The 18,221-nt window shown below is 65.8% G+C and carries 13 protein-coding genes and 1 tRNA gene; 1 reads left to right on the top strand and 13 read right to left on the bottom strand.

Annotated elements, in window-relative coordinates; all coding sequences use genetic code 11:
- Window positions 1-16: 16 nt before the first annotated feature.
- The 13 genes from fusA to ACWDZ6_RS12285 form a co-directional block, all read right to left on the bottom strand.
- Entirely contained in the window at window positions 17-2,143 is a 2,127-nt protein-coding gene (gene fusA, locus ACWDZ6_RS12345) for an elongation factor G (protein ID WP_366730989.1), read from the bottom strand.
- Between the two features lie 38 nt (window positions 2,144-2,181).
- Window positions 2,182-2,652 carry a 30S ribosomal protein S7 gene (rpsG, locus tag ACWDZ6_RS12340; protein WP_014047773.1) on the bottom strand — a complete coding sequence of 157 codons (471 nt, stop codon included), beginning with the start codon at window positions 2,650-2,652 and terminating at the stop codon, window positions 2,182-2,184.
- A gap of 2 nt (window positions 2,653-2,654) precedes the next feature.
- Window positions 2,655-3,026: a 30S ribosomal protein S12 gene (gene rpsL, locus ACWDZ6_RS12335; RefSeq protein ID WP_003948652.1), complete on the bottom strand. Its 372-nt coding sequence runs from the start codon at window positions 3,024-3,026 to the stop codon at window positions 2,655-2,657.
- A 402-nt stretch (window positions 3,027-3,428) separates the two neighbouring features.
- Window positions 3,429-7,343, bottom strand: coding sequence for a DNA-directed RNA polymerase subunit beta' (locus ACWDZ6_RS12330; protein WP_451502808.1), 3,915 nt, complete (start codon window positions 7,341-7,343; stop codon window positions 3,429-3,431).
- A 125-nt stretch (window positions 7,344-7,468) separates the two neighbouring features.
- The gene (rpoB, locus tag ACWDZ6_RS12325; protein ID WP_351444897.1) at window positions 7,469-10,951 is read right to left on the bottom strand and encodes a DNA-directed RNA polymerase subunit beta; all 3,483 of its coding nucleotides are present in this window, start codon (window positions 10,949-10,951) and stop codon (window positions 7,469-7,471) included.
- A 580-nt stretch (window positions 10,952-11,531) separates the two neighbouring features.
- Entirely contained in the window at window positions 11,532-11,915 is a 384-nt protein-coding gene (rplL, locus tag ACWDZ6_RS12320; RefSeq protein ID WP_451502807.1) for a 50S ribosomal protein L7/L12, read from the bottom strand.
- 112 nt (window positions 11,916-12,027) lie between these two features.
- On the bottom strand, window positions 12,028-12,558 hold the full coding sequence (gene rplJ / locus ACWDZ6_RS12315) for a 50S ribosomal protein L10 (RefSeq protein ID WP_366730992.1): 531 nt from the start codon (window positions 12,556-12,558) through the stop codon (window positions 12,028-12,030).
- A 255-nt stretch (window positions 12,559-12,813) separates the two neighbouring features.
- A complete protein-coding gene (locus ACWDZ6_RS12310; protein ID WP_451502806.1) occupies window positions 12,814-13,716 on the bottom strand; it encodes a hypothetical protein in 903 nt (300 codons plus the stop codon).
- A 159-nt stretch (window positions 13,717-13,875) separates the two neighbouring features.
- On the bottom strand, window positions 13,876-14,598 hold the full coding sequence (rplA, locus tag ACWDZ6_RS12305; protein ID WP_326651933.1) for a 50S ribosomal protein L1: 723 nt from the start codon (window positions 14,596-14,598) through the stop codon (window positions 13,876-13,878).
- Window positions 14,599-14,677: 79 nt separating this feature from the next.
- Complete coding sequence (gene rplK / locus ACWDZ6_RS12300; protein ID WP_307661693.1) at window positions 14,678-15,112, bottom strand: 50S ribosomal protein L11; 435 nt, start codon at window positions 15,110-15,112, stop codon at window positions 14,678-14,680.
- A 174-nt stretch (window positions 15,113-15,286) separates the two neighbouring features.
- Complete coding sequence (gene nusG, locus ACWDZ6_RS12295) at window positions 15,287-16,258, bottom strand: transcription termination/antitermination protein NusG (RefSeq protein ID WP_451502805.1); 972 nt, start codon at window positions 16,256-16,258, stop codon at window positions 15,287-15,289.
- A gap of 75 nt (window positions 16,259-16,333) precedes the next feature.
- On the bottom strand, window positions 16,334-16,621 hold the full coding sequence (secE, locus tag ACWDZ6_RS12290; RefSeq protein WP_326651931.1) for a preprotein translocase subunit SecE: 288 nt from the start codon (window positions 16,619-16,621) through the stop codon (window positions 16,334-16,336).
- 108 nt (window positions 16,622-16,729) lie between these two features.
- Window positions 16,730-16,802, bottom strand: a tRNA-Trp gene (locus tag ACWDZ6_RS12285).
- 170 nt (window positions 16,803-16,972) lie between these two features.
- Here ACWDZ6_RS12285 and ACWDZ6_RS12280 point away from each other — a divergent pair.
- On the top strand, window positions 16,973-18,199 hold the full coding sequence (locus ACWDZ6_RS12280) for a pyridoxal phosphate-dependent aminotransferase (protein WP_366730995.1): 1,227 nt from the start codon (window positions 16,973-16,975) through the stop codon (window positions 18,197-18,199).
- The last annotated feature ends 22 nt before the right edge of the window (window positions 18,200-18,221 follow it).

Genomic DNA, 18,221 nt, shown 5'->3' with positions numbered 1-18,221 from the left:
CGTGAACTCCGGAGAGTTACTCGCCCTTGGCCTTCGCGATGATCTCCTCGGCGACGTTCCGCGGAACCTCGGCGTAGGAGTCGAACTGCATCGAGTAGCTTGCGCGACCCGAGGTCTTGCTGCGGAGGTCTCCGACGTAGCCGAACATCTCCGAGAGGGGCACGAGGCCCTTCACGACGCGAGCACCGCTGCGCTCGTCCATGGCCTGGATCTGGCCACGGCGCGAGTTGAGGTCGCCGATCACATCGCCCATGTAGTCCTCGGGCGTGGTGACCTCGACGGCCATCATCGGCTCGAGGAGCACGGGGGACGCCTTGCGGGCACCCTCCTTGAACGCCTGCGAACCAGCGATCTTGAACGCGAGTTCGGAGGAGTCGACCTCGTGGTAACCACCGTCGAGAAGGGTGACGCGGACGCCCACCATCTCGTAGCCGGCCAGGATGCCGAACTGCATGGCTTCCTGCGCACCCGCGTCCACCGAAGGGATGTACTCACGGGGGATGCGGCCACCGGTGACCTTGTTCACGAACTCGTAGGTCGCGTCGCCGCCCTCGATGGGCTCCAGCGCGATCTGCACCTTCGCGAACTGACCGGTACCACCGGTCTGCTTCTTGTGCGTGTAGTCGATACGCTCGACGGCCTTGCGGATCGTCTCGCGGTACGCGACCTGCGGCTTGCCGACGTTCGCCTCGACGCGGAACTCGCGCCGCATGCGGTCGACGAGCACCTCGAGGTGAAGCTCACCCATACCACCGATGATGGTCTGGCCGGTCTCCTCGTCCGAGTGGACCTGGAAGGAGGGGTCCTCCTCCGCGAGACGCTGGATGGCGACACCCAGCTTCTCCTGGTCACCCTTGGACTTGGGCTCGATCGCGACCTGGATGACCGGCGCCGGGAAGTCCATGGACTCCAGGATCACCGCGTTCTTGTCGTCGCACAGCGTCTCACCAGTGGTGGTCTGCTTCAGGCCCATGACGGCGACGATGTCGCCGGCGCCCACCGACTCGATCTCCTCACGCTTGTTCGCGTGCATACGGTAGATCTTGCCGATGCGCTCCTTCTTGCCCTTGGTGGGGTTCAGCACAGCGGTGCCGGACTCCAGGCGACCCGAGTAGACCCGGATGAAGGTGAGCTTGCCCAGGTGCGGGTCGCTCGCGATCTTGAAGGCCAGGGCGGCCAGCGGCTCGTCGTCGGACGGGCGGCGCGTGATGACCTTCTCCGGGTCCTTGACGTCGTGGCCCTCAATGCCTTCGACGTCCAGGGGGGAGGGGAGGTAGCGCACAACCGCGTCGAGCAGGGGCTGAACGCCCTTGTTCTTGAACGCGGTACCGCAGAAGACGGGGGTGACGGTGGTGCCGCCGCCCTTGCCGGACGCGATGGTGATACGACGGATCGCCTGGTAGAGCTGCTCCTCGGTGGGCTCTTCGCCCTCGAGGTACAGCTCCATCATCTCGTCGTCGTTCTCCGAGACGGCCTCGAGCAGCTTGCCGCGCCACTCCTCGGCAGCCTCGGTGTGCGTGGCCGGGATGTCGACGACGTCGTACATCTCGCCCTTGGTGGCCTCGGCGGACCAGACCAGAGCCTTCATACGAACCAGGTCGATGACGCCCTTGAAGTCCGCCTCGGCACCGATCGGCAGCTGCATCACGATCGGGGTCGCGCCGAGGCGGTCCACGATCATGTCGACGCAGCGGTGGAACTCGGCACCGGTGCGGTCGAGCTTGTTGACGAAGCAGATACGCGGAACGCCGTAGCGGTCCGCCTGACGCCACACAGTCTCGGACTGCGGCTCAACGCCGGCGACACCGTCGAACACCGTGACGGCACCGTCGAGCACGCGGAGCGAACGCTCCACCTCGACCGTGAAGTCGACGTGACCCGGGGTGTCGATGATGTTGATGGTGTGATCGACGTCCTCGAGCGGCCAGTGACAGGTCGTCGCGGCGGACGTGATCGTAATGCCGCGCTCCTGCTCCTGCTCCATCCAGTCCATCGTGGCAGCGCCGTCGTGGACCTCACCGATCTTGTAGCTCACACCGGTGTAAAACAGGATGCGCTCGGTGGTCGTCGTCTTGCCCGCGTCGATGTGGGCCATGATCCCAATATTGCGGACCTTGGCCAGGTCAAGCGAAGTGGTGGCCATAAGGCTCAATCTTCTCTCGGTCTCGATGTGGGTAGCGACTACCAGCGGTAGTGCGCGAAGGCCTTGTTGGACTCGGCCATCTTGTGCGTGTCCTCACGCTTCTTGACCGCAGCGCCGAGGCCGTTGGAGGCGTCGAGCAGCTCGTTCATGAGGCGTTCGGTCATGGTCTTCTCGCGACGGGCGCGGGAGTAACCCACGACCCAGCGGAGAGCGAGGGTGGCGGCGCGACCGGGCTTGACCTCGATCGGCACCTGGTAGGTGGCGCCACCGACACGGCGGGACTTGACCTCGAGAGACGGCTTGACGTTCTCGAGAGCGCGCTTCAGCGTGATGACCGGGTCAGCGCCGGTCTTCTCGCGGAGGCCTTCCATGGCGCCGTAGACGATCCGCTCGGCAGTGGAACGCTTGCCGTTGAGCAGGATCTTGTTGATCAGCGAGGTGACAAGAGGAGAACCGTAGACCGGGTCGATGATGACCGGGCGCTTCGGGGCAGGGCCCTTACGAGGCATTCTTACTTCTCCTTCTTGGCGCCGTAGCGGCTGCGGGCCTGCTTGCGGTTCTTGACACCCTGGGTGTCGAGGGAACCGCGGATGATCTTGTAACGAACACCCGGCAGGTCCTTCACACGGCCACCACGCACGAGCACGATGGAGTGCTCCTGCAGGTTGTGTCCCTCACCCGGAATGTAGGCCGTGACCTCGATGCCGGAGGTCAGACGCACACGCGCGACCTTCCGCAGCGCCGAGTTCGGCTTCTTCGGGGTGGTCGTGAACACACGCGTGCAGACACCACGACGCTGAGGGGAACCCTCGAGCGCGGGCGTCTTGTTCTTCTCGACCTTGTCCTGCCGGCCCTTCCGGACCAGCTGCTGGATCGTAGGCACTACTTCTCCGGTTTCTGTGTGCCGTTCGTGAAGCTAACCTGGAACGTCGCCGACCCACGCGGTCGGGTGTGTCGAATACTGCAGACTCCCCCGCAAAGGGCAGAGAGCGCAGATCACAGTGGCCATTCTTCGAACTCGCCGTGCGGTTGAGGACACGCACACGAGCCCAGGCACACCCCAGGCACAAGGACAGAGCGTACCTACCGCATCGGCTCCGGTCAAAACAAATGCACACGCGCAGGACGCACCAGCCTGCAACATACTTCCCCTGGCTCCGCCGGGGATACCCCAAACCCTGGCTCCGCCGGGGATAGCCCAAACCCTCGCTCCGCCGGGGACACGCCACAGGGCGGCCGTCCCGCGAGGGATGACCGCCCTGTGGCGTTGCTACTGGCCTACTGCCTACTGGTTGTACGGACCGTAGTCGTAGTCCTCCAGCGGAACGGCCTGGCCGGAGCCGGTGCCGAACGGCGAGTAGTCGATGTCGTCGTAGCCGACGGCCGAGTACATCGCGGCCTTGGCCTCCTCGGTGGGCTCCACCCGGATGTTGCGGTAGCGGGACAGGCCCGTACCGGCCGGGATGAGCTTACCGATGATGACGTTCTCCTTGAGGCCGATCAGGGAGTCCGACTTGGCGTTGATCGCCGCGTCGGTCAGAACCCTGGTCGTCTCCTGGAAGGACGCCGCCGACAGCCACGACTCGGTGGCGAGCGAGGCCTTGGTGATACCCATCAGCTGCGGACGGCCGGAGGCCGGGTGGCCGCCTTCCGTGACCACACGACGGTTCTCGGTCTCGAACTTCGAGCGCTCCACGAGCTCGCCGGGCAGCAGCTCGGCGTCGCCGGACTCGATGATCGTCACACGGCGCAGCATCTGCCGGATGATGATCTCGATGTGCTTGTCGTGGATCGACACACCCTGCGAGTTGTAGACCTTCTGGACCTCGCCGACCAGGTGGACCTGGACCGCGCGCTGACCGAGGATCCGCAGCACGTCGTGCGGGTTGGTGGCACCCACGGTGAGCTTCTGGCCCACCTCGACGTGGTCGCCCTCACTCACCAGCAGACGGGCGCGCTTCGAGATCGGGAACGGCGTCTCTTCGCTGCCGTCGTCGGGGGTGACGACGAGCTTCTTGGTCTTCTCGGTCTCCTCGATACGGACGCGGCCTGCCGCCTCCGAGATCGGGGCGACACCCTTGGGCGTACGAGCCTCGAAGAGCTCGACGACACGGGGCAGACCCTGGGTGATGTCGTCACCGGCCACACCACCGGTGTGGAAGGTACGCATCGTCAGCTGAGTACCGGGCTCACCGATGGACTGGGCGGCGATGATGCCGACCGCCTCACCGATGTCCACCAGCTTGCCGGTGGCGAGCGAACGGCCGTAGCAGTACGCACAGGTGCCGACCGCGGACTCACAGGTCAGGACCGAGCGGGTCTTGACCTCCTCGACACCCGCGGCGACGACCGCGTCGATGAGCACATCGCCCAGGTCGACATTGGCCGGCGCGATGACCTTGCCGTCGACGACGACGTCCTCGGCGAGCATACGGGCGTACACGGACGTCTCGACGTCCTCCGCCTTGCGCAGCACACCATCGGCGCCGCGCTCGGCGATCCGCAGCTTGAGGCCGCGGTCGGTGCCGCAGTCCTCTTCGCGGATGATGACGTCCTGCGAGACGTCCACCAGACGACGGGTCAGGTAACCCGAGTCGGCGGTACGCAGGGCGGTGTCCGCCAGACCCTTACGGGCACCGTGGGTGGAGATGAAGTACTCCAGCACGGTGAGACCCTCACGGAACGACGCCTTGATGGGCCGCGGGATGGTCTCGTTCTTGGCGTTCGACACCAGACCACGCATACCGGCGATCTGACGCATCTGCATCATGTTTCCTCGGGCACCCGAGTCAACCATCATGAAGATGGGGTTCGTCTTCGGGAAGTTCGCGTTCATCGCCTCGGCAACCTCATTGGTCGCCTTGGTCCAGATCGCGATGAGTTCCTGCGTGCGCTCGTCCTTGGTGATCAGACCGCGCTCGTACTGCTTCTGGACCTTCTCGTCCTGCGCCTCGTAGCCCGCGACGATCGCCTTCTTGGCCTCGGGGACCACGACGTCGGAGATGGCCACGGTGACACCGGAACGGGTCGCCCAGTAGAAGCCGGCCGCCTTCAGGTTGTCGAGCGTCGCCGCCACGATGACCTTGGGGTAGCGCTCGGCGAGGTCGTTGACGATCTCGGAGAGCTGCTTCTTGCCCACCGAGTAGTCGACGAACGGGTAGTCCTCGGGCAGCAGCTCGTTGAAGAGCGCGCGGCCCAGGCTCGTACGCAGCCGGAAGGTGTCACCCTGCTGCCACTCGCCCGCGGCGGAGCCGCTGGTGTCGCCCTCTTCCTGCGGCGGGGTCCAGCCGCGCGGCGGGATGGTGCCCACCGGGAAGCGGATGTCGACCTTCGCCTGGAGCGAGAGCTCGCGGGCGTCGAATGCCATGATCGCCTCGGCCGTGGAGCCGAAGGACCGGCCCTCGCCGATGACCTTGCGCTCTTCCTCGTCGGTCGTGAGGAAGAACAGGCCCAGCACCATGTCCTGGGTCGGCATGGTGACCGGACGGCCGTCGGCCGGCTTCAGGATGTTGTTCGAGGACAGCATCAGGATGCGGGCCTCGGCCTGCGCCTCCGCGGAGAGCGGCAGGTGCACGGCCATCTGGTCACCGTCGAAGTCCGCGTTGAACGCGGTGCAGACGAGCGGGTGGATCTGGATGGCCTTGCCCTCGACCAGCTGCGGCTCGAAGGCCTGGATGCCGAGGCGGTGCAGCGTAGGAGCACGGTTCAGCAGAACCGGGTGCTCGGCGATGACCTCTTCGAGGACGTCGTACACGACCGTGCGGCCGCGCTCGACCATGCGCTTCGCCGACTTGATGTTCTGCGCGTGGTTGAGGTCGACCAGGCGCTTCATCACGAACGGCTTGAAGAGCTCCAGCGCCATGGCCTTCGGCAGACCGCACTGGTGCAGCTTGAGCTGCGGGCCGACGACGATGACGGAACGGGCCGAGTAGTCGACTCGCTTGCCGAGCAGGTTCTGACGGAAACGACCCTGCTTGCCCTTCAGCATGTCGCTGAGGGACTTCAGCGGGCGGTTACCGGGACCGGTCACCGGGCGACCGCGGCGGCCGTTGTCGAACAGCGCGTCGACGGCCTCCTGCAGCATCCGCTTCTCGTTGTTCACGATGATCTCGGGGGCACCGAGGTCAAGGAGACGCTTGAGGCGGTTGTTGCGGTTGATCACACGGCGGTACAGGTCGTTCAGGTCGGAGGTCGCGAAGCGGCCACCGTCCAGCTGCACCATCGGACGCAGGTCCGGCGGGATGACCGGCACGCAGTCCAGCACCATGCCCTTGGGGCTGTTGCTGGTCTGCAGGAACGCGGAGACGACCTTGAGGCGCTTGAGCGCACGGGTCTTCTTCTGGCCCTTGCCGGTACGGATGATCTCGCGGAGACGCTCGGCCTCCTCCTCGAGGTCGAAGGACTCCAGGCGCTTCTGCAGCGCCGCGGCACCCATCGAGCCGTCGAAGTACGTGCCGAAGCGGTCACGCAGCTCGCGGTAGAGCAGCTCGTCGCCCTCGAGGTCCTGGACCTTGAGGTTCTTGAAGCGGCTCCACACCTCATCAAGACGGTCGATCTCGCGCTGCGCACGGTCACGCAGCTGCTTCATCTCACGCTCGGCGCCCTCGCGCACCTTGCGGCGCACGTCGGCCTTGGCACCCTCGGCCTCGAGCTCGGCCAGGTCGGTCTCGAGCTTCTTGGCGCGGGCCTCGAGGTCGGCGTCACGGCGGTTCTCGACCTGCTGGCGCTCGACGGAGACATGGGCCTCCAGCGAGGGCAGGTCGCGCGTCCGGCGCTCCTCGTCCACGAACGTGATCATGTAAGCGGCGAAGTAGATGACCTTCTCAAGGTCCTTCGGCGCAAGGTCGAGCAGGTAGCCGAGGCGCGACGGGACGCCCTTGAAGTACCAGATATGGGTAACAGGCGCGGCCAGCTCAATGTGGCCCATCCGCTCACGGCGCACCTTGGCGCGGGTGACCTCGACGCCACAGCGCTCACAGATGATGCCCTTGAAGCGGACACGCTTGTACTTACCGCAGTAGCACTCCCAGTCCCGGGTCGGACCGAAGATCTTCTCGCAGAAGAGTCCGTCCTTCTCGGGCTTGAGCGTGCGGTAGTTGATGGTCTCCGGCTTCTTGACCTCGCCGTGGGACCACTGTCGGATGTCGTCCGCGGTCGCAAGGCCGATCCGCAGCTCGTCGAAGAAGTTGACGTCGAGCACTATGCGTCAATCCCTCTCAGGGGTTCGTGCCCCTCGCTGTGAAGCGAGATATCGGGCGCTAAATCATGGTCTGTACGGGTCCGGGGCAGGGTCGGGACCTCACGAGGAGGTCCCGACCAGACCCGTCAGACCTCTTCGACGCTGCTCGGCTCACGCCGGGACAGGTCGATACCGAGCTCTTCCGCAGCGCGGAAGACGTCCTCGTCCGTGTCGCGCATCTCGATGGACATGCCGTCCGAGGACAGCACCTCCACGTTGAGACAGAGCGACTGCATTTCCTTGATGAGCACCTTGAAGGACTCGGGAATGCCGGGCTCGGGGATGTTCTCGCCCTTGACGATGGCCTCGTAGACCTTCACGCGGCCGGTGACGTCGTCGGACTTGATGGTCAGAAGCTCCTGGAGGGCGTACGCGGCGCCATAAGCCTCCAGCGCCCACACCTCCATCTCACCGAATCGCTGGCCACCGAACTGGGCCTTACCGCCCAGCGGCTGCTGGGTGATCATCGAGTACGGACCGGTCGAGCGGGCGTGCAGCTTGTCGTCGACCAGGTGGTGGAGCTTGAGGATGTACATGTACCCGATCGAGACCGGGTCCGGGAACGGCTCACCGGAGCGGCCGTCGAACAGGTTGGCCTTGCCGGACGGCTGCACCATCCGGTTGCCGTCGCGGTTCGGGATCGTGGACTCGAAGAGACCGGCGATCTCGTCCTCGCGCGCACCGTCGAAGACCGGCGTGGCGACGTTCGTACCGGGCGAGACCTCGTCCGCGCCGATCGCCTTCAGCCGCTCCATCCAGTCCTCGCTGCCCTCGACCTTCCAGCCCTGGCTGGCGAGCCAGCCGAGGTGGATCTCGAGGACCTGTCCCGGGTTCATTCGGGACGGGACACCCAGCGGGTTGAGGATGATGTCGACCGGGGTGCCGTCCTCCAGGAACGGCATGTCCTCGATCGGCAGGATCTTCGAGATGACGCCCTTGTTGCCGTGACGGCCGGCGAGCTTGTCACCATCGGTGATCTTGCGCTTCTGCGCGACGTAGACGCGAACCAGCTGGTTCACGCCCGGCGGCAGCTCGTCGCCCTCTTCGCGGTCGAAGACGCGCACGCCGATGATCTTGCCGGTCTCGCCGTGCGGCACCTTCAGCGAGGTGTCACGGACCTCACGCGCCTTCTCACCGAAGATCGCGCGGAGCAGTCGCTCCTCCGGGGTCAGCTCGGTCTCGCCCTTGGGCGTGACCTTGCCGACCAGGATGTCGCCGGCGACGACCTCGGCACCGATACGGATGATGCCGCGCTCGTCGAGGTCGGCGAGGACCTCCTCGGAGACGTTCGGGATGTCCCGGGTGATCTCCTCCGGGCCGAGCTTGGTGTCACGGGCGTCGACCTCGTGCTCCTCGATGTGGATCGAGGAGAGGACGTCGTCCTGCACGAGGCGCTGCGACAGGATGATCGCGTCCTCGTAGTTGTGACCCTCCCACGGCATGAAGGCGACCAGCAGGTTCTTGCCGAGCGCCATCTCACCCTGCTGGGTGGCCGGACCGTCGGCGAGGACCTGGCCCTCGACCACCCGGGCGCCCTCGTCCACGACAACCTTCTGGTTGACCGAGGTGCCCTGGTTGGAGCGGGAGAACTTCGCGATGCGGTACGTGGTGTACGTGCCGTCGTCGTTGGCGACGGTGATGTAGTCCGCGGAGACCTCCTGGACAACACCTTCCTTCTCCGCCTTGATGACGTCGCCGGCGTCGACCGCACAGCGGTACTCCATGCCGGTGCCGACCAGCGGCGCCTCGGACGTGATCAGCGGCACGGCCTGGCGCATCATGTTCGCGCCCATGAGGGCACGGTTGGCGTCGTCGTGCTCGAGGAACGGGATCATGGCGGTCGCGACCGACACCATCTGGCGCGGCGAGACGTCCATGTAGTCCACGTCGGAGCCCGGGACGTAGTCGACCTCGCCGCCACGGCGGCGGACCAGGACACGGGCTTCGGCGAAGCGCATGTCGTCGGTCAGCGCGGCGTTGGCCTGCGCGATGACGAACCGGTCTTCCTCGTCGGCGGTCAGGTAGTCGACCTCGTCGGTCACCTGGTCGTCGACGACCTTGCGGTACGGCGTCTCGACGAAGCCGAACGCGTTGACCCGGCCGTAGGAGGCAAGCGAGCCGATCAGACCGATGTTCGGGCCTTCAGGGGTCTCGATCGGGCACATGCGGCCGTAGTGGGACGGGTGCACGTCACGGACCTCGAAGCCGGCCCGCTCACGGGAGAGACCACCCGGGCCAAGCGCCGACAGACGGCGCTTGTGGGTGAGACCCGACAGCGGGTTGTTCTGGTCCATGAACTGCGACAGCTGGCTGGTGCCGAAGAACTCCTTGATGGAGGCGACGACCGGCCGGATGTTGATCAGGGTCTGCGGCGTGATCGCCTCGACGTCCTGGGTCGTCATGCGCTCACGCACGACGCGCTCCATACGAGCCAGACCCGTACGGACCTGGTTCTGGATGAGCTCGCCGACGTTGCGCAGACGACGGTTGCCGAAGTGGTCGATGTCGTCGGTCTCGACGACGATCTGGGTGCCGCTCTCGCCCACCGTCTCGGTCTCACCGGCGTGCAGCTTGACCAGGTACTTGATGGTCGCGATGACGTCGTCGGTGGTGAGCACGCCGGCGTCCAGCGGCTCATCCGCGCCGAGCTTCTTGTTCACCTTGTAGCGGCCGACCTTGGCGAGGTCGTAGCGCTTCGGGTTGAAGTAGAGGTTCTCGAGCAGCGTCTGAGCGGCCTCGCGTGTCGGGGGCTCGCCCGGACGCAGCTTGCGGTAGATGTCGAGCAGCGCGTCGTCCTGGCCCTGGGTGTGGTCCTTCTCCAGGGTGGCGCGCATGGACTCGTACTCGCCGAACTCCTCGAGGATCTGCTCGGTGGTCCAACCGAGAGCCTTGAGAAGGACGGTCACGGACTGCTTGCGCTTGCGGTCGATGCGGACACCGACCATGTCGCGCTTGTCGATCTCCATCTCGAGCCAGGCACCCCGGGAAGGGATGATCTTGGCCGTGAAGATGTCCTTGTCGGACGTCTTGTCGATGTTGGAGTCGAAGTAGACACCCGGCGAGCGGACCAACTGGGACACCACGACACGCTCGGTGCCGTTGATGACGAAGGTGCCCTTGTTGGTCATGAGCGGGAAGTCGCCCATGAAGACCGTCTGGGACTTGATCTCGCCGGTCTCGTTGTTGGTGAACTCGGCGGTCACGAAGAGCGGGGCAGCGTACGTGAAGTCGCGCTCCTTGCACTCGTCGATGGAGTTCTTCGGAGGCTCGAAGCGGTGGTCGCGGAAAGTAAGCGACATCGACCCGGAGAAGTCCTCGATCGGCGAGATCTCCTCGAAGATCTCTTCAAGACCGGACTTGGTGGGGACATCTTGTCCGCTGTCCAGAGCCGCCTCGACACGAGCCTTCCAAGCGGCGTTCCCGAGCAGCCAGTCAAAGCTCTCGGTCTGCAGCGCGAGGAGGTTCGGAACCTCGAGGGGCTCCTTGATTTTTGCAAAGGAGATGCGCAGCGGGGCGGTGCTGGCGCCGTTGTTCGTATTCGCGGTCGAGGCGTTGCGCGAGGCGGCCAAGAGGGGGTCCTTCCGAGGGCTCGGACTCACTACGCGCGTACCGGTCCCATGCTGGGCACGGAGATAGAAATCCCAGTTCAGGGATGATTCAATCAACGGTGCTCGTGCGTGGGGATGCCCCTGGTGACGGGCAGGGGGCAGCTAACAGGCAGCGCAAAGGGTCAGTGTAGCCACTTGGCACACTGATGTCCAGTGCGGGTTTTCGAGACCCTCGTTGTTCTCAACTCCGCGGCAAGCCCTCGCGCCATGTGGCGCACATCGATACTGCCCGTTCGGTCGTCGATCCATGCCTCGGATCCGGATCGTTGTGACGACGCGTCCTGAGAATTGCGCGCTACGTGCGGTTCGTCAAGGCCCCCCCACTCAAACTGGCTGCTGGGATCGTCACTGACCAGCGTCAGGGGCGCACGGCGAAGATCACGATACCCACACAAAACGGAAATGCACGGCAGGCCTCGCGGGAACGCCGAAGGGCGACCACCCAGATGGGTGATCGCCCTTCGCTGTGCCCCTTGCGGTCCCTCAGCGGAACCGGCTGTCGCCGGTATGCGCCTGTCGGCGCGCGGCAGGGCTCAGAAGGTCACTTGACCTCGACGGAGGCGCCGGCGCCCTTGAGGGACTCGGCAGCCTTCTCAGCGGCCTCCTTGGCGACCTTCTCGAGGACCGGCTTCGGGGCGCCGTCGACGAGGTCCTTGGCCTCCTTCAGGCCCAGGGAGGTCAGCTCGCGCACGACCTTGATCACCTGGATCTTCTTCTCGCCGGCGCCGGTGAGGATGACGTCGAACTCGTCCTGCTCGGCCTCGGCCTCGACCGGGGCGGCAGCGGCGCCACCAGCGGCAACGGCGACCGGGGCAGCGGCGGTGACGTCGAACTTCTCCTCGAAGGCCTTCACGAACTCAGAGAGCTCGATGAGGGTCATCTCCTCGAACTGCGCGAGCAGGTCGTCCTGGGTGAGCTTCGCCATGATGGCGGTCCTTCCACTAATTCGGCAGGTGCCGGATGTATATGTCGGCGGGCGTACAGCGGCCCGCTGCGACCGGCCGCGTTATGCGGCGACGGTCAATGCGCGAGCCGAATTACTCGGCACCGCCCTGCTCGGCCTTCTTGGCACGAAGCGCCTCCGCGGTGCGGACGAACTTCGAGGGAAGCGCCTGGAAGAGCGCGGCAGCCTGGGACTGCTTGCTCTTCATGGCGCCCGCCAGCTTGGCGAGCAGAACCTCGCGGGACTCGAGGTCCGCAAGCTTCTTGATCTCATCGGCGGACAGCGCCTTACCGTCAAGGACACCGCCCTTGATGATGAGGTTGGGGTTGTCCTTGGCGAAGTCACGAAGACCCTTCGCCGACTCCACCGGGTCACCGGTGACGAAGGCAACCGCTGTCGGACCGTTGAACAGGTCGTCGAGCGCGTTGATCCCGGCCTCGTTGGCCGCAATCTTGGTCAGCGTGTTCTTCACCACGGCGTACTGGGCGTTCTCACCGAGCGAACGGCGCAGCTGCTTGAGCTGAGCCACGGTGAGACCCCGGTACTCGGTCAGCACGGCGGCGTTCGAGCTGCGGAACTGGTCCGCGAGCTCGGCTACCGCGGCAGCCTTGTCGGGCCTTGCCATAGAGCGTCGGCCTCCTTCCGGGTGATGAGGACCGCTCAGAAGGGGCTGAACAAAACGAAACGCCCCGGCGCAGGCGCACGGGGCGCAGTTCAACCGGAATGAATCCGGGAACTGTCCACAGTCACCTGCGCAGGACGTCCGCAGTCAGCGGATCCTTCGGTCACTGCACCCTCCTGCGAGGACACAGCAACGACCAGCGGTCTTTGGCTTCTGTGGAAGAGTACGTGAAGGGTTCCGCGCCAGGCAAATCGGCGCTTACGAGGCCCCCGCCTGCTGCTTCATGAGCTTGGTGAAGTCCACCGTGTCGGAGGCCGGCGGAGCCTCGGCCGAGGCCGCGGTGCCGTAGTCGGAGTAGAAGACCGTCGAGTTGAACGTGCCGGTCTTCAGCTGACCGCTTTCGGACTTCTTCACCAGCAGATCGTTCTTGTCGACCCAGATGTCGACCTTCTCGGTCGTGACGCCTGCCTTGCTGAGCTGCTCCTTGAAGGCGCTCAGCCGGTCGGGGCTGAGCGCGGTGGTCTTCTCCGTCAGCTTCGCGACGTCGACCGTGCCGGAGTAGTGCGTGGCCGAGACGCCCCGCACCTTCTCTTCGCCCACCTTCTTCACATCGCCCGAGGCGAGCAGAGCCTTCACTCCCTTGTCCGGAGTGGCGTTCTGCATCTGGTCCTTCATGACATCACCGGAGGCGCCCATCAGCTTGGACAGATCGGCGTAGCCGTACCGGATCCAGTGCTTGCCGCCGGTCTGTGCGGCGAGGGCGTCGCCCAGGTTCGCGTAGTACGCATCGCTCAGATAGCGGGCCTTCACGGCCCCGTCGCCACCTGCCTGCTTCATGGCGTCCGCCATGGTGCCGCCGGTGTACCGCATATCCATGGTGCCGGTCACGCCGTCGGCCCAGTCCAGGGCACCGCTCATCGTCGTCGACATGGCAGAGCCCATCACCATCGTGCCGTCGACCTTGGCGGAGCTGGCTCCTGCGGTCTTCTTCTCGACGGCGCGCAGCGCGGCGATCGGGCTGACCGCGGCCACGCCCCCGCTCCCGGCCTTCTTCCCGTCTCCGGCGCCGTTGCTGCCGCCGCCCTGGCAGCCCGCGGCTCCCGCGATCACGGCGACCGCCGCCAGCGAGACGCCCGCGCGCCTGAATCCGGACGTGCTCATAGAACCCCACCCCTTGTTTCTCAGTGAACTCCCAGCACCGTAACGCAGCCCTACGACAGCGCGTACGAATAAAGCCGGTCCCCGCACCTCGGTGAGAGGTGCGGGGACCGGCTTCGTTACGCGAGCTTCTTTACGCGAGACCCGCGGCTGCCGTCAGATTCAGACGGAAGCCGGGTCCTCCTCGACGAGGAGGTTGCGGGTGCGGTTGGAGTCCAGCGGGATGCCGGGGCCCATCGTCGTGGCCAGGGTCGCCTTCTTGATGTAGCGGCCCTTCGCGGCGGACGGCTTCAGACGGAGGATCTCCTCCAGCGCCGCGGCGTAGTTCTCGACCAGCTTCGTCTCGTCGAAGGAAACCTTGCCGATGATGAAGTGCAGGTTCGAGTGCTTGTCGACGCGGAACTCGATCTTGCCGCCCTTGATGTCGTTGACAGCCTTGGTGACATCGGGGGTGACGGTGCCGGTCTTCGGGTTCGGCATCAGACCACGCGGACCGAGCACGCGGCCGAGGCGGCCGACCTTGCCCATGAGGTCCGGGGTGGCGACGACGGCGTCGAAGTCCAGACGGCCCTTCGCAACCTCGTCGATCAGTTCGTCGGAGCCGACGATGTCGGCGCCCGCGGCTTCCGCCGCCGCAGCACGGTCACCGGTCGCGAAGACCAGGACCCGGGCGGTCTTGCCGGTGCCGTGCGGAAGGTTGACGGTGCCACGGACCATCTGGTCGGCCTTGCGCGGGTCAACGCCCAGGCGGAAGGCGACCTCGACGGTGCCGTCGAACTTGGTGCCGGCGGTGTCCTTGGCGAGACGGACAGCCTCGAGCGGGGCGTAGTTGCGCTCCCGGTCGATCTTGGCGTCCGCAGCGCGGAGAGTCTTGCTGCGCTTCACTTCTGCTCCTGTGGTTTCGAGTGTGGAGTCGTGGTGCGGACCAGCGCGGGCCCTACCACTGAGGTCTACGGGGAGCTGATCAGCCCTCGACCGTGATGCCCATGGAGCGGGCGGTGCCGGCGATGATCTTCGACGCGGCGTCCAGGTCGTTGGCGTTCAGGTCGGGCATCTTGACCGTGGCGATCTCGCGGACCTGGGCGCCGGTGAGCTTGGCAACCTTGGTCTTGTGCGGCTCGCCGGAGCCCTTGTCCACACCCGCGGCCTTGAGGATCAGCTTGGCGGCCGGCGGAGTCTTGGTGATGAAGGTGAAGGAACGGTCCTCGTAGACCGTGATCTCCACCGGCACGACCATGCCACGCTGCGACTCGGTCGCGGCGTTGTAGGCCTTGCAGAACTCCATGATGTTGACGCCGTGCTGACCGAGCGCGGGACCGACCGGCGGAGCCGGGTTGGCCGCGCCGGCCTGGATCTGGAGCTTGATAAGCCCCGTGACCTTCTTCTTCTTGGGAGGCATTGCTCTCTCCGGGTCCTAGTGAGAGTTTTCAGCGCTCCATCCAGTCGTCCGGACGGAGGCATACCGCACAACGATAACGGGTATAGCTGTGCGGCCAAAAACCGAGCAGGTCAGAGCGGCTGAGAAAGCCGTTCTGACCTGTTCGGAGGCGTATGTTCCAGGGAACCGGTGGGACTAGTTCTTCTGGATCTGGTCGAAGCTGAGCTCGACCGGGGTCTCGCGGCCGAAGATCTCGACGAGGCCCTTGACCTTCTTCGAGTCGGCGTTGATCTCGTTGATCGTGGCCTGCAGCGTCGCGAACGGGCCGTCGGTGACGGTGACCGAGTCGCCGACCTCGAAGTCCAGCACCTGGACCTCGACCTTGCGGGACGGCGCCGGCTTGCCCTCGGCCTCGGCGGCCTCGCGAGCGGCCTTCTCCTCGGCCTCCGGGGCGAGCATCTTGACGATCTCGTCCAGGGTCAGCGGGTACGGGTCGTAGGCGTTGCCCACGAAGCCGGTGACGCCAGGGGTGTTGCGGACGACGCCCCAGGACTCGTTGGTCAGGTCCATGCGGACGAGCACATAGCCGGGAAGCTTGTTCTGGCGGACGTTCTTGCGCTCGCCGTTCTTGATCTGGACGATCTCTTCCTCGGGCACTTCGGCCTGGTAGATGAAGTCCTCGACGTTCAGCGAGACGGCACGCTGCTCCAGATTCGCCTTCACGCGCTTCTCGTACCCGGCGTACGTGTGGATGACGTACCACTCGCCGGGCAGTCCGCGAAGTTCGTCGCGGAGAGCGGTAACCGCGTCGACCGGGGCCTCGGGCTCGGCAGCCTCGGCGTCGGCAGCCTCTTCGGCATCGCCGTCGGCCGCGGCAGGCTCTTCGACGTCGCCGTCGGTCACGGCGGTCTCGTCCTCTTCCACCTCGGCAAGGGCGGTGGCGTCGCCCTCGACGTGCATCGCGTCCCGCTCGGCCGGCTCGCCCGCGGCGGCGTCGGCAGCCTCGGCGAGGTCGACCTCGTCGGCCCCTTCGACGATGTCGAGCGCGTCGTCGTCGAGCGCGTCGATGTCGACCGTGTCCGGCGCAGCCTCGGCCGCCTCGGCCGTCGCCGCAGTCTCTTCGCCCTCCACGGGCTCGACGGCGTCGTTCAGGTTCGGGTCAGACACGGTGGCTGCTTCTTCCTGGATACAGATGGGGTGGAACATGCGAAAGAGGCGCCGCTGCCGGCGCCCTCCGCGGGATCAGCCGAAGACGTACTTGACGGCTTCCTGGAACCCATAGTCAATCACGGTCACCAGACCAATCATGACGACTACGAAGACAATCACCACTGTGGTGTACGTGGTCAGCTGGCTGCGGGTGGGCCAGACGACCTTGCGCAGCTCCGCGATGATCTGCCGGTAGAAGAGCGCGAGACGGCCCAGAGGGCCCTTCTTCCCGCGCTTGCCACCCTTGCGGGTCCTCTTCTTCGACTCCGGCGCCTCGTCATCGGCATCAGGCATGTCGATGGAGCCCACGGCGTCCGTCACGATCTTTCACCTGATTCCGGGTCGTGGCCGCGCCGCGCCCGGTGGAGCCGCACGGCGGTTCAATGAATGTACGTACATGCGCACACAACCTGGCGAAGGTGTGTGTAGCAGGGCCGGAGGGACTTGAACCCCCAACCGCTGGTTTTGGAGACCAGTGCTCTACCAATTGAGCTACGACCCTTTGTGGTTTCCCCAACCTACCCCATCCGTAGATGTGGTTGGTGAGGGCCAACGACGAGTGAGTGTACGTGGTCGCAGGCCCGGCGTCGAACAGATAGCTCCTGGCCGGTTCCTGTCCGCTACTCGAAACCCCTGTACCGGGTCCGTTTGCGGTCTGGGACGATGGCCCGTATGAGCGCTGCAACCCCTCCCACCGAGCGCCGGGTCTCCGCCCGCATCGGCGCGATCTCCGAGTCCGCGACCCTCGCCGTCGACGCCAAGGCAAAGGCCCTCAAGGCCGCCGGGCGCCCGGTGATCGGCTTCGGCGCGGGTGAGCCGGACTTCCCGACACCCGACTACATCGTCGAGGCCGCGATCGAGGCCTGCCGCAACCCGAAGTACCACCGCTACACACCGGCCGGCGGGCTCCCCGAGCTCAAGGCCGCCATCGCCGCGAAGACGCTGCGCGACTCCGGCTACGAGGTCGACGCCTCCCAGATCCTGGTCACCAACGGTGGCAAGCAGGCGATCTACGAGGCGTTCGCGGCGATCCTGGACCCGGGCGACGAGGTCATCGTGCCGGCTCCGTACTGGACGACCTACCCCGAGTCGATCCGCCTCGCGGGCGGTGTACCGGTCGACGTCGTGGCCGACGAGACCACCGGTTACCGGGTCTCCGTCGAGCAGCTGGAGGCGGCGCGCACGGAGCGTACGAAGGTCGTTCTCTTCGTCTCGCCCTCGAACCCGACGGGTGCGGTCTACAGCGAGGCCGACGCCGAAGCGATCGGCCGCTGGGCCGCCGAACACGGCCTGTGGGTTCTCACCGACGAGATCTACGAGCACCTGGTCTACGGCGACGCGAAGTTCACCTCGCTCCCCACGATCGTCCCCGAGCTGCGCGAGAAGTGCATCGTCGTCAACGGTGTCGCCAAGACGTACGCGATGACCGGCTGGCGCGTGGGGTGGATGATCGCCCCCAAGGACGTGATCAAGGCCGCGACCAACCTGCAGTCGCACGCCACGTCGAACGTCTCCAATGTCGCGCAGATCGCGGCGCTGGCAGCGGTCTCCGGGAACCTGGACGCGGTCGCCGAGATGCGGACCGCCTTCGACCGGCGCCGCCAGACCATCGTGCGGATGCTGAACGAGATCGACGGTGTGCTCTGCCCGACCCCCGAGGGCGCGTTCTACGCGTACCCCTCGGTGAAGGCGCTGCTGGGCAAGGAGATCCGCGGGAAGCGTCCGCAGACCTCAGTCGATCTTGCCGCGCTGATTCTGGACGAGGTCGAGGTGGCAGTGGTCCCCGGCGAGGCATTCGGTACGCCGGGCTATCTGCGGCTTTCGTACGCGCTGGGCGACGAGGACCTGGTCGAGGGTGTCTCGCGGATCCAGAAGCTGCTGGCCGAGGCGCGCGACTGAGCCTCCTCCCGTGAGTGGGCCG

The organism is Streptomyces sp. NPDC002926 (genome assembly GCF_053591755.1).
The sequence above is the reverse complement of the archived record's forward strand: the minus strand, read 5'-3'. Positions and strand labels throughout refer to the sequence as shown.